The organism is Chitinophaga rhizosphaerae (assembly GCF_003958645.1).
GTDB classification, from domain to species: domain Bacteria; phylum Bacteroidota; class Bacteroidia; order Chitinophagales; family Chitinophagaceae; genus Chitinophaga; species Chitinophaga rhizosphaerae.
Map to the genome: position 1 here is coordinate 189625 of NZ_RXLO01000008.1, position 16991 is coordinate 206615.

Here is a 16991-nt window from a genome sequence, read left to right on the forward strand (position 1 = left end):
CCGATATCACGAAGCAGCCTCCGAAAGGGGGCTGCTTTTTTTCGCCGCGTTCCTTCCCTATAAATCGTAATTTTGCGGCATGACTAAGCTGAGTGTTAACATCAACAAGTTTGCGACGCTGCGCAATGCCCGCGGCGGCAATCTTCCGGATATTTTGAAAGTAGCGCAGGATTGCGAAGCATTCGGCGCAGACGGGATCACTGTTCACCCGCGGCCAGACGAGCGCCACATCCGCTACCAGGACGTCCGCGACCTGAAACCGCTCGTCACCACCGAATTCAACATCGAAGGCTACCCCTCCCCCGATTTCATGGACCTCGTGCTGGACGTAAAACCCCACCAATGCACCCTCGTCCCCGATCCGCCGGGCGTCCTCACTTCCAATAACGGGTGGGACACCGTCACTCACCAGTCGTTCCTCAAAGACGTCATCGGCACCCTCAAAGCCGCCGGCATCCGGGTTTCCATCTTCCTCAACGCAGACGTCAGCAAAGTGGAAGGCGCCAAATCCGCCGGTGCAGACCGCATCGAGCTGTACACCGGCCCCTACGCCGAAGAATACGCCAACGCCCGCACGCAACCGCAGAATTTCAGGCTCTTCAACGATTATAAGGACACGGCCCGCGCCGCCACCGAAATCGGGCTGGACATCAACGCCGGTCACGATCTCAACCTCGATAACCTGCGCTTCTTCAAACTGCACATCCCGCAACTGAAAGAGGTTTCCATCGGCCACGCCCTCGTTTGCGACGCGCTGTACTTCGGACTGGAAAACACCATCCAGCTGTACAAACGCCAGCTGCAGGACTAACCCCCTCCCATCAACGAAAACAGGCAGCGCCCGCGCACTGCCTGTAACAATATCCAGAAAGCTGACGGCCGCCCGTCAGCTTTTTACGTCTTTCCAACCCGATTTCCGGTAAGAACCGTACAACAGGTAGCACAAAGCGGCCGAAACACACGCAAAAAGCGCCACGCTGCCGTAATACAGCACCGGCGTCCCCTTCCCCACGAACCCCAGCAGGAAATGCGCCAGGCCGATGATCCCGGGAATGGTCATCACCAGTAAGTTGCGCATCAGCTTCCCGGTACCTCCCGCCAGGTCGGGCGCGGCGGAAAACGGCAGCTCCCGCAGCACGATGAGCGCATACAGCAGGCTGATCACCAATACATTGATGAAACCCAGGATGAGGTCTGGCAGGATCTTCAGCCCCCATATCGCCGCCGCGAACACGGAAACGCCCGCGTACACCGGCAGCAAAAACTTCACCAGCGCCGCTTTCCAGGCGCCCACGAGAATGGGGCCCGGTGCTTCCAGCGGTGAAGTAAAATACACCCAGGCAGCCTTGTATCTTTCGGAATACACCAGTTGGGAAATGGCGGTGATGAATATGAAACTGCTCATGTAGATGAGGAACAAATAAATCGGCGTATCCCTTATCTGCCCCCATTTCTGCTGGAACGATCCACGATCGGAGAAGAAAACGATCCCTACGGTGATCACGAACACATACGCGACCGATGGATATACTTTCAGCTTGAATTCGCGCGTGCGGGCCGTCAGCAGCCAAACCAGCTCGAACGACAATTGTTCCTGCCCACCTTTTGCGAAAAGACGCGACATTTTCCTGTAAAACGGTTCCTTTCCGTCCACGGTCTTAACCGGTTTCAAGACCTGTGGCGCCGGGTCGCCGGCACCCATTCCCGCGATTTTCCGGTTGAAGCTCGGTGCGAGGAAGCGCACCACCACCCAAAGGCACACCATGGGCGCCAGGAAAGCCAAAGCAATGTTGAGCGCGGTGTTCGCCCTCCATCCGTCCACCAGCCAGCTGAACGCTCCCGCAAACCACCACGTAGGCGCAAATGGCAGCCAGGGAAAATCTTCGCTCCTGAATACCCCTTCTACCTGGATGTTCCGCAACACGCGCGGCCCCAGGAAGTACACGCCGAACATCACGATCGAAAACACGATCTGCATGGAGTTGATCACTTCCTTGAACCTTTCGGCCGACGTGATCCGCAGCACCAGCAAATAAGCGAGATTGATGAAGAATATCGCCAGGAACGTCAGCATGAGCGCCAGCAGCGCAAACCACAGCCCTGGCAACACGCCGTATAAATAACAGATATACAGGAACGGCGACAATCCCATCGGCACCGCGAGCTTCGAAATATGCAGCGCAATATGCAGCAGCCGGCTTACCACCAGCGTGCGGTCGCTCACGGGCCGCGGCAGCAGGATGTGGTTGTCGCGCGGGTCGATCAGCACGTACGAAAAATCCGTGATGAGCGTGATGCACATCGTGAGCAAATACGCGGAAAACCAGAGGAACGATTGCAACCGGATATCCGTCCCCACCGTAAAAACCGACAGGTAGATCATCCCGATGAAAAACGAGAGCACCATCGTAAGTATGGCGCTATTGCGGACCGGTTTCGTTGAGCCCTGGCGCGAGCCGCGGTTGTAGACGTTGGGCCGGCGGTCGTCTATGCGCAGCTTGGTGTCGAGGATGGTGCGGAGTTGCATGACATCCACGCCCAGCACGCGCCACAGCGGATTGAAAAGCGATACCATCGCCAGCATTATTGTATTCATGGGCGCGGTATTTTATTGGCCGAGGGCGTTGATGAACTGATCCGCCTGTTCGCTGAGGCGCTGCTTGCCGGTGAGCCGGGCAAACACCTGCTCGAGGGTTTCCGATCCGGATTGCTGCAGTTCCCGGAAGGTGCCGTCGGCCACGATGCGGCCTTCGTCTATCAGCACGATGCGGTCTGCCACTTTCTCCACCACGTCCATCATATGCGAGCAATAGAAAATGGTTTTGTTCTCTTTCTTGAGCAGGGTGATGATTTCCTTCACGATGATCACGGCATTGGCGTCCAGCCCGGAAAGCGGCTCGTCGAGGATGACGATCTGCGGATTGTGGAGCAGGCCGGAAATGATGAGGACTTTCTGCCGCATGCCCTTGGAGAACGTATCCATACGCTGGTCTTTGTTCTCCTGCAGCCCGAACGCCTGGAGCATGCGCTGGGCGCGCTCCGCGATGGTATCTTCATCAAGCCCGTACAGTTTGCCAGTGAACGACAGGTATTCCATGGGCGTGAGCACTTCGTAGATTTCCGCGTTTTCGGGGACGTATCCGGTGAGGGCTTTTACAGCCAGGGTGTTCTCGCGCAAATCGTGCCCCATCACGCTTACATCGCCTTCGTAATCGCCCAACAATCCGATGAGGATTTTCACGGTGGTGGATTTACCGGCGCCGTTGGGGCCGATATAGCCGATCACTTCACCCGGACGAACTTCCAGGTTGATGTCCATCAATACCTGTTTCTTTCCGAAGTGCTTGTTTAAATGCCGTATGGCGATAACTGGTTGCATATGTATGTTGATGAAAGATAATGCGGCGGGATAATCCGGGTCAACGCCCCGCGCGCCCATCGAAAATACCGATTCCTGCCCATTGTTGCAAAGGAATACTGCAACCGATATGATGAAAGCCCACAGCCCGCTGGTACCAGCTTCTCGCATACCGCAGCTGGAACTTCTTCACCACCACGCCCACGCCCAGCGAAAAGCCGCTCATGCCGCGGCGCTCCGGCAGCGAAAGCTCCCGCCGCCGCAAATGGTTATAGGCGCCGGTGATCTCGAGATATTTCCCGATGTTCCATTGCGCGGCGAGCACAAAATGCCGGAAAAGGTTGTCGATACCGGAACCCTTCGTGCGCAGGGTATCGCCGTTCCCGATGCGGATATCGTCGCGCAGGTCGGGGCCGCTGTAGCGGATGTCGAACTGGTGGAGATGATGGATAGTGGCGGATAGCTGGATCGGTACGTGCGCCAGTTTCTTCGAAATCCCGACCTGGAGGTCGAAAGGCAGGGTCGCATTTTCGTCTGAAACGTATTTGGTGAACTGCGTGCCCATCTTCATGGCCACGAGCCCTGCCTGCCAGCCGCGCGCGGAATCGGTGAACGTGATGCCGACATCGGCTGCAAGGCCGGTGGAGCTGTAGTCGAAATATTCGGAGCGGATGTATTTCAGCGTGAGGCCGTAATGCCATTTTTCGAGGTAGCGGCGGGAGGCGGTCAGCTGGAAGGAAAAATCCACCGGCCGGAAGGTCCCTATCACATTCCCGGTTACATCGGTATGCTGCATCTGCCCGTACCCCACATACTGGAGGCTCGCGGCGAAAGAAGTCCGGATCCCGGGAGCGTAGGCGCCGAAGGCGGCGTGCCCGTACTTGATGCCGCCGTTGTACCCGGCCATGTTCACCTGCAATTGCCCGCCCATTTCCGGCCGGAGCAACGCGGGGTTGAGAAGCGCCGTGCTCACGTCGTTCCCCAGGATGGCTACATTTGCGCCTCCCAGCGCGGTGATCTGCGGTGAGGGCGGCAGTTCCAGGAAAGCGTACGAGCTCCGGCCTCCCAGCAACTGGGCGGCAGCGGCGAACGGCAGAAACAGCCATATGAGGAGGAAACGGATCTTCACAGGGAAATGGCAAAGGATTACGGCCGTTAAGTTACAACTTGGACGGAATAAAAAAGAATAAAGCCACCCTTCCTGGATGGCTCTATTCAAACCCTTAAACAATCAACATGCGCTCACTTTTTTCAAGTGAACATGGTGGCACGGTTGCGTCAGGAGTAACGGACCGTGCGTCCTACCTCTTTAATAACGCAGTTTCGAGCACTTGGTTCATTTCGCGCACATAATGGAACTTCAGCCCCTTGATATAGTCGGGGTTGATGTCCTGGATATCTTTTTCGTTCTGCCAGCAAAGGATGATCTCCTTGATGCCGGCGCGCTTGGCGGCGAGGATCTTTTCCTTGATACCGCCCACGGGCAACACCTGTCCGCGGAGCGTGATCTCGCCCGTCATAGCCAGGTAAGGTTTCACGCGGCGGCCGGTATACACCGAGGCCAGCGCCGTGAGCATGGTCACACCCGCACTGGGACCATCTTTCGGTACCGCTCCTTCCGGAACGTGGATATGGATGGTCTTTTGCTGGAACACTTTCGGATCGATCCTGAAATTGAGGGCGTTGGCTTGCAGCCAGCTGAGCGCCGTTACGGCCGATTCTTTCATCACATTGCCCAGGTTCCCGGTCAGCTTCAGCTCTCCTTTCCCGTCTGACAGGCTGGATTCGATGAAGAGGATGTCTCCGCCTACATACGTCCAGGCCAGGCCCACGGCTACGCCGGGAGGGTTGCCCGTTTTGTACATTTCGTTGCTGTACTTGGGCTTGCCCAGCGCCTGCGCGATCCTTTCTTCGGAGACGGCTTCTTTCGGCGTTTTGCCGAGTGCCACATCTTTGGCGAGAGAGCGCATGATGGCCGCAAACTGGCGGTCCAGCTCACGGACGCCGCTTTCGCGGGTATAATTGGCGATTACTTTTTCGATCACTTTATTGGCGAACGATAACTTCACGTTTTCGAGCCCGTGCATTTCCTTCTGTTTCGGCAGGAGGTGGCGCTTGGCGATCTCCACTTTCTCTTCGATGGAATAACCGCTCAGGTCGATGATCTCCAGGCGGTCGCGCAGGGCGTGCGGGATGGCGCTGAGGTTGTTGGCCGTGGCGATGAACAATACCTTGCTCAGGTCGTATTCCAGTTCCAGGTAGTTATCGTAGAACGTGCTGTTCTGTTCGGGATCAAGCACTTCGAGCAGCGCCGATCCCGGATCGCCACGGAAATCGTTGCCGATCTTGTCGATCTCGTCGAGGATCATCACCGGGTTGGAGGATTTCACCTTGCGGATCGTTTGCAGGATACGGCCGGCCATGGCGCCGATATAGGTTTTACGGTGACCGCGGATCTCGCTTTCGTCGTGCAGCCCGCCGAGGCTGAGGCGCGCGTACTTACGGCCGATCGCGTTGGCGATGGAGCGCCCGAGCGAGGTTTTACCGATGCCCGGAGGGCCCACGAAGCAAAGGATCGGCGATTTCATGTCGCCTTTCAGTTTCAGCACGGCCAGGTATTCGAGGATGCGGTCCTTGATCCGGTCCATCCCGTAATGATCGTGATCGAGCACTTTCTTGGCCTTCTTCAGGTCGTAACTGTCTTTGGTATATTCCTGCCAGGGCAGGTCGAGCATCAGATCGAGGTGATTGTACACCACGGAGTAATCGGGCGTGCTGGGATGCATGCGCTCCAGCTTCTCGATGCCTTTGGTGAACAGGTCGCGCGCGGCATCGGGCCATTTCTTGGCTTCCGACTTGCGAATCATTTCCTTGATCTCGCGGTCGTTACTGTCTCCGCCCAGTTCTTCCTTGATGGATTTCATCTGTTGCTGGAGGAAGTAATCGCGCTGCTGCTTGTCGAGGTCCTGCTTGGTTTTATTATTGATCTTGTTCTTCAGTTCCGCGAGCTGCAATTCCAGCTGCAGGAGCTTCATGAGCACTTCTGCACGCTGGCGGAGGTTGCTGATCTCGAGGATGCGCTGTTTTTCCTTAACGTCGCTGTTCAGGTTGCTGGACACGAAGTGGATGAGGAAAGGCGCGTTTTCGATGTTTTTGAGGATGATGCTGGCTTCCGACGGGAGGTGCGGGCTGAGGGCGATGATCTGCCCTGCCAGGTCTTTGATGGAAGAAACATAGGCGTCGAACTCCGAATCGCCTTCTTCCACTTCATCGCTGAGGATGTCGTATTTCGCCTTGAAATAAGGGTCTTCCGTCACGATTTCCTTGATACGGAAGCGTTTGCGGCCCTGGATGATGATGGTGGTGCCACCATCGGGCATTTTGATCAGCTTCACGATTTTGGCGACGGTCCCCACTTCGTTGAGGTCTGTCACCGCAGGTTCTTCGACATTGCTGTCTTTTTGTGCGACTACACCGATCATTTTGTCAGTCTTGTACGCATCGTTCACCGCCTTGATCGACTTGTCGCGCCCAACGGTGATGGGGAGCACCACGCCGGGGAACAGTACGGTATTGCGGAGGGGTAAAATTGCCAGTTCTTCGGGAATTAGGTCTTCTTCCTGCCCTTCTCCGTCTTCATTAAGCGGGATGATGGGCATAAACTCCATCTCTTCCTCTGTATTGCCCAAGAAAAATGTATTCATCTGTCAGTTTTAAGTATCGGGACAGAATGTCAGGATTCCCCTTACAAAAGTCCCTGAAAATAGAACAAGCCTATATAGTCAACTTTAGTGCCATTGCTGCGCGCATGCCAAAATAGGAAACGCGGGAAGGCGGCCGGAGGTTGCCCGGGGGCAAAAAAAGACCGCCCCGTTTCCGGAAGCGGTCATCGCTCAGTTGTAGGTATACTTAGAGGGTAATACCTACGCCTAATTGAATAGATTGATTCTTCCACTTTTCGGGATTGGTACCGTTGGCGAAAGTAATGTCGTTGACGTTGGACAGGCCTATCACGTAGCGGGCGCTGATGTTCACGATCGGGAGCTGGAGCCAGAGGCCGCCAACAGCGCCGAAGTCGCCGCTTTTAAATGCTTCCTTTCCTTCCTGGAACACGTTCCTTTTCTTGCTCGTCATGATGCTGAACTGTGGGCCTACCTGCAGTTTGAAGCGGGGAGAACCCAGGTCGATGTTGGCGAGCACCGGGATGGAAAGATAATCCAATTTCGGCTTATTCTCTTTTACCTGGTTCAGTTCGTATTCGGTTTGGAATTCGCCGGTGTTTTTAATTTCGGTTTTGGAGCTGGAATAGATCAGTTCGGGCTGGATGCCGAAACCTTTCACCAGGTTGATCTGCGCGAAACCGCCCAGGTGCCACCCGAGTTTGAAGGCGTCGTCATACCCCGTTCCGTCGATCTTCCCCAGGTTGGCGCCACCTTTGAAACCGAAACGGATCATTTTCTGGGCTTTTGCGGAGGATACGGTCAGGCCCGAGATTACAGCAAGGGCCAAAAACAGTTTTTTCATATTCGATATTGATTTAGTGTTAAGCAGCAAATTTATCTTGATGGACTTGATTGCGAACCACTTCCGTCCTTAAAGACGAACCCCGGGCCCGCATCCCCTACGCTCGTCGCAAATTCCGTGCTAAAAGAGGGCTTGATCAGTTTTCAAAATGTAACGCTCACGTTGGCAGTAAAGTATCCCGATACGGAAGTGTCCGGGCCTTGCAACATTTTGAACAAAGTGAAAGACGGGGATATCGCAAACTTGCCGATGATGTAAGACACCCGCAGCCCCAGGTCCACCGCCCGCGGCTTGAACGCGCTTCCGTCGGATAAAATGGTTTCCGTTTCCTCAGTAACGGGTCCACCGCCATTCCCATTCCCTCTTCCGCGGCCATTATTCTTCTTTTCGCTGAATTTCCTGATAGCATTCCCCCGCGTCGCGTACCGGAAACTTCTCATGCTCGAAAAATATTTCGCGGTGCCGGTCGTCAATCCCGCGATGGGCATGATCAGCAGGCCATCGTCGGCCTTCAGTACGTCCATAAACAAAAACGGATGGCGGACGTCTGCGATCACGTTGAAATCATTCCCTTGTTCTTTCAACGAACCGGCAGCCCCGTCCCGCACATAGCTCCCCCAGCCAAAATCGAGGCTCAGCCCGGGTTGCAGCCACCATTTGCGGTAAATGAAATAGGCGTACAATTCGTTTTTGACGGGTGTTTGCGGCACGTCGGAACTATCGGCGTAGAAATACCGCGTGTAGGAAATCCCCGTCATCAAATCCCGGTTGCGGGTATAGTCGTACCCGCCGCCCAGGTCGAATTCGAACCAGGGTTTGTTGCCGCCGCTCAACAGGTAGTACGCCGCGGCGTTGGCGAACAGGCCGCTTTTATGCGTGTAGGTGACCGAAGGGGACAGAAAAGGTTTCATGTTTATGGGCCGGAAAGCATCCGCCGCTTTGCCGCCGTACGCGGGGTTGTTGCCGAACCCCACCGCCAGGGTCACCTCGCTTTTGTAACGGCTGTCCAGCAGCGAATCCAGCTGTCTTTCCAGCTCGGCGAGATTTTGCGCCCGGGCGAACGAAACCGGCAGTATAAAAACAAGGAAGATGACGGCGAGGTTTTTCATCGCCCGCAAAATACAGAACTTATACGAGTTCGATCACGGTGATCTCCGGCAGGATGCCCACGCGGCCGGGATATCCCAGGAAACCGAAGCCCCTGTTCACGTACAGCCGTTGCTTGCCCTCCTCGTACAGGCCGGCCCATTGCCGGTAGATGTATTGTGCCGGGCTCCATTTGAAGAACGGGATTTCCACGCCGAACTGCATGCCGTGCGTATGGCCGGCCAACATGAGGTCGATGTCGGGATATTCGTTGCGGATTTGTCCGTCCCAATGCGTGGGGTCGTGGGAAAGGAGGATTTTGAAGGGAACGTCTTTGGTGCCTTCGTACGCCGCTTTCATATCGCCGAGCCGCGGGAACCGGGGGTTCATGCTCCAGTTCTCGACGCCCAGCAGCGCGATCTGCTGGCCGTCTTTTTCGAGGATTTTATTTTCGTTCATCAGCAGGCGCCACCCCATTTTGGCGTGGATGCCCTTGAGGGTTTCGAGGTTCTGGGCCTTGAGGCGCGAGCGGCGGTTGTTATCGTAATCCGGCCAGGGGTAATAATCGCCGTAGTCGTGGTTGCCGAGGGTGGAAAACACGCCCATCGGGGCGTTGATCTTATCGAACACGTCCGTGTAATCATCCATTTCGAGGGAGCGGTCGTTCACCAGATCGCCCGTAAACAGCACAAGATCAGGCTTTTGCGCCTGGATGAGCTCTACGCCGCGCTTCACGGCTTCCTTGTCGTTGAAGGAGCCGGAATGGATGTCGGATATCTGCACGATTTTCAGTCCTTTGAAAGCCGAAGGTAAATTGGGGTAAGCCAGCCGCAGTTTGCGGACGTGGTAATTGTATTTATTGGAAAGTCCGTACAACAGGGTTCCCATGAGGGTGCCCCCGACGAGGAATCCCGATTTGAGGAGGAAGCGGGAGCGCGACATGCCTTCGGTTTCGCGGTTGCCTTCTTCCCTGGCCTGAACGGCGGCGGCAACGGCCGGGGCGGAGCGGACTTTTTCCACGACCCACATTACGGCGCGGCGGCCATCGTCGATGAAGAGGAAAAGCGCCACCATGAGTTTGGAGAAGGAGAAAGAAAAGGCGAAGGTGAGGTAATAGGCCCTGGCCTGCATGAATTTGGCCCAGGGGATCTTGCCGTAAAAGACGATGGAGGCCATCACAATAGCGGAAAGCACCCAATAAAGGGAGAATACGACACCTCGGAGCCTGGGGGCGGCGTTGGCCATCAGGGAACGGAGGGCGTAAAAGACGTAGGCGTCGAGCGCCAGCATGATGATGACGAGGAGTATGGTGGAGAGTAAATTGGGTCCGGCTCGCATAATATCGTATGGATCAATGATTTAATTATCGAAGCGATCCTGTAAAATTAGCACAATCGGGCTGATCGGGATGGCTTCCGTGGTAAGGTAGACGAATATCTGACCAAAAAATTGCAAAGTAAAACCTAAAAAAATGTGATTTTTCCCCAGCCGGAGGTGTGAATAAATAAATAGGGAGCATGGCCCGTTATTAGGTGATTCGTTGTATTTTTGTCCGATTAGGTCATATTATTATATCATTGCAATATGAAATTCACCTATTACGGGCATTCCAGTTTTGCGGTGGAAGTGAAGGGAAAAAAGATCGTGTTCGACCCGTTCATTACGCACAACGAGTTGGCAAAATCCATTGACGTTGAACGTATTGAGGCGGATTACATATTCGTTTCGCATGGTCATTCCGACCATGTGGCCGACCTGATGGCGCTGGCGAAGCGCACGGGCGCCATGGTGGTGGGGGCCTACGAGCTGACGGAGTGGGTGCAGCGGCAGGGGCATGAAAAAGTGCACCCGATGAATACGGGCGGCAAGTGGCATTTTGACTTTGGTACGGTGAAATGTACCATTGCGCATCATTCCAGCGGTTTGCCCGACGGCAATTACGGGGGTAACCCGATGGGTTTCCTGTTCATGACCGGTGAGGGGAATTTCTACTATTCGGGGGATACGGCTTTGACGTTTGATATGGAGCTGATCCCGCGGTGGGCGAAGCTGGACTTTGCGGTGCTGCCGGTGGGCGACAATTTCACGATGGGGGCAGACGATGCCGTGATCGCAGCGGAATTCATTGAATGCCAGCGCATTATCGGAGTACATTACGACACATTCGGATATATCAAGATCGACAAGGCTGTTGCACAGCAGTTGTTCGAAGAAGCGGGGCTGACCCTGCTGCTGCCGGGGATCGGTGAAACCATCGATGCCATCGGCTGATATCCTATTTTATCCTATTAAACCTGGAATTTAAGACAAGACAATGGCAAGAATCATCGCAATCGCCAATCAGAAAGGGGGCGTGGGGAAAACGACCAGCGCCATCAACCTCGCCAGCAGCCTGGCGGTACTGGAGTACAAAACGCTGCTCGTGGACGCTGACCCCCAGGCCAACAGCACCACCGGGCTGGGCTTCGACCTGCGTAACATACAGCAGAGCCTGTACGACTGTATGGTGAACGACGTGCAGGCCCGGGACGTGATCCTGGAATCCGACACGCCGAACCTGAAAGTGTTGCCTTCGCACATCGACCTGGTGGGCGCGGAGCTGGAACTGATCAACCATCCCAACCGGGAGCGGGTGATGAAGCAGGTGATTGACACTGTCAAAGATGAATACGACTTTATTATCGTAGACTGCTCCCCTTCGCTGGGCCTGATCACGGTGAACGCCCTGGTGGCTTCCCATTCGGTGATCATCCCGGTGCAGTGCGAGTTCTTCGCGCTGGAGGGCCTGGGCAAGCTGCTCAATACGATCAAGATCGTGCAAAGCAGGCTGAATACGGAACTGGAGATCGAGGGTATCCTCATGACCATGTACGACGGCCGCCTCCGCCTCAGCAACCAGGTGGTAGACGAAGTGAAACAACACTTCGAGGAAAGCGTGTTCAACACCATCATCCATCGTAATACCAAACTGGGCGAAGCCCCGAGCTTCGGCAAGTCCGTTATCATGTACGATGCCATGAGCACCGGCGCCATCAACTACCTGAACCTGGCGAAGGAGATCCTGCAAAAGCATAACTTTACCAAGATCAATCAAGAAGACAAAATACTAGCAATTAACGATGACCAATCCGAGTAAGAAAGAGGCGTTGGGCAAAGGCATCCGCTCGCTGTTACAGAATATCGACACAGACCTGAAGCAAACCACCGGTGCGCTTGCCGAACAAGTGGTAGCCCAGGCAACCGGCATCGAGCGGATCGCGCTGGAGCTGATTGAGATCAACCCCAAGCAGCCCCGCCGCGATTTCGACGAGCAGGCGCTGCAGGAGCTGAGCCAATCCATCAAGCTGCACGACATCATTCAGCCCGTAACCGTTTCCCGCATCGGCAAGAAATACCAGCTGATCGCCGGGGAACGCCGTTTCCGTGCCAGTAAAATGGCCGGACTGAAGGATATTCCCGCGTATGTAAGGCAAGCCAACGACCAGGAGCTCCTGGAACTGGCGCTGCTGGAAAACCTGCAACGCGAGAACCTCAACGCCATCGAAATCGCCCTCAGCTACAAACGCCTCATGGAAGAGATCGACCTCACCCAGGAGCAGGTAGCCGAAAGAATGGGCAAGGAAAGGAGCACCGTTACCAACTACATCCGGCTGCTGAAACTGCCCCCCGATATCCAGGTGGCCGTTCGCAACAATAAACTTAGCATGGGCCACGCCCGCACGATCATCAGCATCGAAGACGTGGACAAACAACTGTTCGTTTTCGGCGAGATCATGAAAAATGGCTTGTCGGTCCGCCAAACGGAAGAACTTGTCCGTAAGGTGAACGCCAACGACAAGGCCAATGCGAAAAAACCGGCCAAAAACCTCCTGCCGCCGGCTTACCAGAAAATCCAGGACAACCTGTCGTCCCACTTCTCCACCAAGGTCAACCTGGCCCGTGGCAAGAACGGGAAAGGCAACATCCAGATCGAATTCTATTCGGACGAAGAGCTGGACGCCATCCTGGAAAAATTATCATTGTAAGTGAAAAACAGCGCCTGTTTCCTGCTTTGCTGCCTGCTGCTCCTCCCCTTTTCGGGGCTCCTGGCGCAGACGGATACTGCCAATGGCAACCGTATGATGATGGACTCGCTCAAACGCAGGCCCACCACCACCGAACTTGGCGTAGACACCGTGTATGCCAGCCCGGCAGACAGTATCGTGGCCAATTACAAGCCACTGCACAGTCCAAGGAAAGCGGCGTTTTACTCCGCCGTGCTCCCGGGCCTGGGGCAGGTATATAACCGCCAATACTGGAAAGTGCCCATCGTGTATGCCGCTATCGGTGTCAGCACGGGCGTTTTCCTTTTCAATATCGATAAATACCGGGAGTTCCGCGGCGCATATCGCACCCGCGTTGCTAACCGCGATAATCCTGACTGGGCAGACCCGTATAAGCGGTACGTAGACGCAGACCTGATCTACCTCCGCGATGCCTACCGCCAGTACGTGGATTATTCGGTGCTCGTGTTCGTGGCCGCTTACGCGCTCAATATCGTGGACGCCACGGTGTTCGCGCATTTACGGCAGTTCGACATCTCCAACGACCTGAGCATCCGCATATCGCCCAAAATGTTCGACAAACGGACCATCGGCGTGGGGCTCACCATCACCCTCAACCCGAAGCAGCAACGCTCCGGAGGGTTTTCATTCAAATAATCACAGTATCCTCTTACAGATATGAAAATCGCACTCATCGGGTACGGCAAAATGGGCAAAGCCATTGAAGCCATCGCCACCAGCCGCGGGCACGAAGTAATTCACCGCATAGACATCAACAGCAGCCACCTCCTGGAGAAGGAAAACCTCTCCCAGGCAGACGTTGCCATTGAATTCACCACCCCCGAAACCGCTTACCACAACATCCTGAAATGCTTCGAAGCAGGCGTTCCCGTGGTGTGCGGCACCACCGGCTGGCTCGAAAAGCTGCCCGAAGTGAAAGCCATCTGCCTCGAAAAGCACCAGGCATTCCTGTACGCCAGCAATTTCAGCATCGGCGTAAATATCTTTTTCGCGCTGAACCAGCGGCTGGCCGAACTGATGGCGGGCCAAACCTCCTATTCCGTTCGGATGGAGGAAATCCACCATACCCAGAAGAAAGACGCACCTTCGGGCACGGCTATCACCCTGGCGGAGCAGATCATCGACAAGCTGCCCGGCAAGAAAGGATGGGTGAACGATGCCACGCAAGACGCTTCGCAGCTGTACATCCATTCCAAAAGGATCGACCCCGCAGCCGGCACGCATATCGTTGATTATCATTCCGCTATCGATGATATTACCATTACACACACGGCGCATTCCCGGGAAGGTTTTGCCGCCGGGGCGGTAACCGCGGCTGAATGGCTGAAAGGCAAGAAAGGCATCTTCAATATGAGCGACGTCCTCAACCTCTGATCTTCCCCTCCCGGCGAAAGCTGCCGTTTTTTGTTATATTTGTACAATTGAGAGTGCAAAAATTACTGGAGACTAAGGAATATGCTGTCTAAAAAAACACAATATGCGTTCCATGCCTTGATCTACCTGGCAGAGAATGTGGATAAAGGTCCTATACTGATTTCTGAAATCGCTTCGGAAAAAAGCATCTCCATCAAGTTCTTGGAGAACATCCTGCTGGAGCTGAAGAATGCCGGTATCTTAGGCAGCAAGAAGGGAAAAGGCGGTGGCTATTATTTGATGCGGACGCCCAAGGAAATTCCGCTGGCGCGCATTATCCGCCTGCTGGACGGGCCTATCGCCCTGCTTCCCTGCGTGAGCCTCAATTATTACGAGCGCTGCGAAAACTGCAAGGACGAAGCGATCTGCGGGCTGCACGAAGTGATGAGCAAAGTCCGCGATGCCACGCTTAAATTGCTGGAAAACAAATCTTTGAAAGATATTCTTACAAGGGAATAAGAAATTCTCAGGGTTATAAGTACAGAGGCTGTATCGATGCGATACAGCCTCTTTTGTATTGGCGCAATTACCACCTCATACTGAAATAATACCAATTGAGCGGGGAATTCTACGGGCTGAATGGACGGATTTTCACCCAAACCCATAGAAAATACTCAGAAGTGAGTATTGTCAGAAGTTTCGGGGGCCGGTACCTTTGTTGCAACGGATATTTCTCCGTCAATGTATACCTGTTGTCATGGAAACAGCGCAATGCCGGCTACCCTATTCAACGTGTATACTTTTGATTTCCAACCCGCTTACATTGCTTTCGCAGCGTTTTTTCCAGATATGACGTTCCCCAGAAAAGTCGCCGAAGGGCTCCGCAGGACGGGGCTCTTCCCTTTTCACGAAAATTAGTCTATATTTTTTATAGACTTTATGTATTTTTGTTGAACGGACACTCAGATAAGGATATGAAAGATTTAACGGGCATCATTGCCCAGCAAACGGACATCGCCACGGGAATACGCATATTGACGGAGGAATTTCCGGGAGCTGTGGTTTTTTCCACCTCTTTTGGGCAGGAAGACCAGGTGCTGGCAGACATCATCTGGCGCAACGCCCTGCCGGTACGCGTTTTCACGTTAGACACCGGCCGGCTTTTCCAGGAAACGTACGACCTGATGGACATCACCAGGGCACGTTACAAGCAGCCGTTCGATATCTATTTCCCTCAAACCGCGGCAGTGGAAAACCTGCTGAAGGAAAAGGGCACCAACAGTTTTTACGATTCCGTCGAGAACCGTAAAGAGTGTTGTCATATACGGAAAGTGGAGCCACTGGGCAGGGCGCTCCAGGGCGCCAAAGTCTGGATCACCGGGCTGCGGGCCGAACAAAGCGAAAACAGGACGGATATGCCCGTGCTGGAGTGGGACGATCATCGCGGACTGTACAAGTACAATCCCCTCATCCACTGGAGCTACGAGCAGATGATCGCCTATCTGAAAGACAATAACGTGCCGTACAACAAACTGCACGACAAAGGATTCATCTCCATCGGCTGCGCGCCCTGCACCCGCGCCATCGAACCGGGAGAACATCCCCGCGCCGGCCGCTGGTGGTGGGAGCTGTCCAAAAAAGAATGCGGATTACACAGTTAAGACTTATAACAGCAAGATATGAGTAGCATACAATGGCAATTTCCAAGGGCCCTCGAGGACGAAGCGATTTACATCCTCCGGGAAACCGCCGCGCAATTCGAACGCCCGGCGATCCTATTTTCCGGCGGTAAAGACTCCATCACCCTCGTGCGCCTCGCACAGAAAGCCTTCTATCCAGGAAAGATCCCCTTCCCCCTCCTCCACGTAGACACCGGTCATAACTTCCCCGAAACCATCGAATTCCGCGACTGGCTCGTGGAATCGCTTGGGCTCGAACTGATCGTCCGCAATGTGCAGGACTCCATCAACCAGGGCAAGGCGAAGGAAGAAACCGGCAAATACGCATCCCGCAACGCTCTTCAAACCGTAACCCTCCTCGATGCCATCGAAGAACTGAAGTTCGACGCCTGCATCGGCGGCGCCCGCAGAGACGAAGAGAAAGCCCGCGCCAAAGAGCGCATCTTCTCCGTCCGCGACGAATTCGGCCAGTGGAACGCCAAAATGCAACGCCCCGAGCTGTTCGACATGCTCAACGGCAAAATCAACATCGGCGAAAACGTACGCGTGTTCCCCATTTCCAACTGGACGGAGCTCGATGTATGGAATTATATCCGCGAAGAAGAACTCGCCATCCCGTCGATCTACTTCTCGCACGAACGCGAGATCATCGAGCGCGACGGCATGTACTGGCCCTTCTCGCCCTATCTCAACACCACCGAAGAAGAGGTTCCTTTCCGCTCGAAAGTACGCTTCCGCACGGTAGGCGATATGACCTGCACCGCCGCTGTATTGTCTGAAGCCGACAAGCTGGAAGACATCATCGAGGAAATCCTCGCAGCGAAAATTTCCGAGCGTGGCGCCCGGATCGACGATAAACGGTCGGAAGCCGCCATGGAAAAACGCAAACAGGCAGGCTATTTCTAACAATCACCGATAACCGCAACG

Annotated in this window: 16 protein-coding genes; 9 read left to right on the forward strand and 7 right to left on the reverse strand. The window is 54.7% G+C overall.

Going from position 1 to position 16991, the window contains the following annotated elements:
- The first annotated feature begins 79 nt into the window (after positions 1–79).
- A complete protein-coding gene (locus EJ361_RS18860; protein ID WP_126247196.1) occupies positions 80–811 on the forward strand; it encodes a pyridoxine 5'-phosphate synthase in 732 nt (243 codons plus the stop codon).
- Positions 812–886: 75 nt separating this feature from the next.
- On the opposite strand, the gene EJ361_RS18865 is transcribed toward EJ361_RS18860, so the two are convergent.
- The 7 genes from EJ361_RS18865 to EJ361_RS18895 form a co-directional block, all read right to left on the reverse strand.
- The gene (locus tag EJ361_RS18865) at positions 887–2596 is read right to left on the reverse strand and encodes a hypothetical protein (RefSeq protein WP_126247197.1); all 1710 of its coding nucleotides are present in this window, start codon (positions 2594–2596) and stop codon (positions 887–889) included.
- Between the two features lie 12 nt (positions 2597–2608).
- Entirely contained in the window at positions 2609–3379 is a 771-nt protein-coding gene (locus tag EJ361_RS18870) for an ABC transporter ATP-binding protein (RefSeq protein WP_126247198.1), read from the reverse strand.
- 40 nt (positions 3380–3419) lie between these two features.
- A complete protein-coding gene (porQ, locus tag EJ361_RS18875; RefSeq protein WP_164714322.1) occupies positions 3420–4487 on the reverse strand; it encodes a type IX secretion system protein PorQ in 1068 nt (355 codons plus the stop codon).
- A gap of 172 nt (positions 4488–4659) precedes the next feature.
- Positions 4660–7062 (reverse strand): endopeptidase La, encoded by a 2403-nt coding sequence (gene lon / locus EJ361_RS18880; RefSeq protein ID WP_126247200.1) that lies wholly within the window; start codon positions 7060–7062, stop codon positions 4660–4662.
- A 205-nt stretch (positions 7063–7267) separates the two neighbouring features.
- Complete coding sequence (locus EJ361_RS18885; RefSeq protein WP_126247201.1) at positions 7268–7882, reverse strand: porin family protein; 615 nt, start codon at positions 7880–7882, stop codon at positions 7268–7270.
- 143 nt (positions 7883–8025) lie between these two features.
- Positions 8026–8991, reverse strand: a complete 966-nt coding sequence (locus EJ361_RS18890; protein ID WP_126247202.1) for a hypothetical protein — start codon at positions 8989–8991, stop codon at positions 8026–8028.
- A 19-nt stretch (positions 8992–9010) separates the two neighbouring features.
- A complete protein-coding gene (locus EJ361_RS18895) occupies positions 9011–10306 on the reverse strand; it encodes a metallophosphoesterase (RefSeq protein WP_126247203.1) in 1296 nt (431 codons plus the stop codon).
- A gap of 246 nt (positions 10307–10552) precedes the next feature.
- Here EJ361_RS18895 and EJ361_RS18900 point away from each other — a divergent pair, with 246 nt between their 5' ends.
- The 8 genes from EJ361_RS18900 to cysD all read left to right on the forward strand — a co-directional run bounded on the left by EJ361_RS18900 (position 10553) and on the right by cysD (position 16970).
- Entirely contained in the window at positions 10553–11239 is a 687-nt protein-coding gene (locus tag EJ361_RS18900) for a metal-dependent hydrolase (protein ID WP_126247204.1), read from the forward strand.
- Between the two features lie 43 nt (positions 11240–11282).
- Entirely contained in the window at positions 11283–12104 is an 822-nt protein-coding gene (locus EJ361_RS18905; RefSeq protein WP_126247205.1) for a ParA family protein, read from the forward strand.
- Entirely contained in the window at positions 12088–12993 is a 906-nt protein-coding gene (locus tag EJ361_RS18910; protein ID WP_126247206.1) for a ParB/RepB/Spo0J family partition protein, read from the forward strand. Before EJ361_RS18905 ends, EJ361_RS18910 begins: the two co-directional genes overlap by 17 nt.
- Entirely contained in the window at positions 12994–13668 is a 675-nt protein-coding gene (locus tag EJ361_RS18915) for a DUF5683 domain-containing protein (protein WP_126247207.1), read from the forward strand.
- Positions 13669–13689: 21 nt separating this feature from the next.
- On the forward strand, positions 13690–14406 hold the full coding sequence (dapB, locus tag EJ361_RS18920) for a 4-hydroxy-tetrahydrodipicolinate reductase (protein ID WP_126247208.1): 717 nt from the start codon (positions 13690–13692) through the stop codon (positions 14404–14406).
- Positions 14407–14487: 81 nt separating this feature from the next.
- Positions 14488–14904, forward strand: a complete 417-nt coding sequence (locus EJ361_RS18925) for an RrF2 family transcriptional regulator (RefSeq protein WP_109697139.1) — start codon at positions 14488–14490, stop codon at positions 14902–14904.
- A gap of 455 nt (positions 14905–15359) precedes the next feature.
- On the forward strand, positions 15360–16046 hold the full coding sequence (locus tag EJ361_RS18930; protein WP_126247209.1) for a phosphoadenylyl-sulfate reductase: 687 nt from the start codon (positions 15360–15362) through the stop codon (positions 16044–16046).
- A gap of 18 nt (positions 16047–16064) precedes the next feature.
- Positions 16065–16970, forward strand: a complete 906-nt coding sequence (cysD, locus tag EJ361_RS18935; protein WP_126247210.1) for a sulfate adenylyltransferase subunit CysD — start codon at positions 16065–16067, stop codon at positions 16968–16970.
- Positions 16971–16991: the final 21 nt, after the last annotated feature.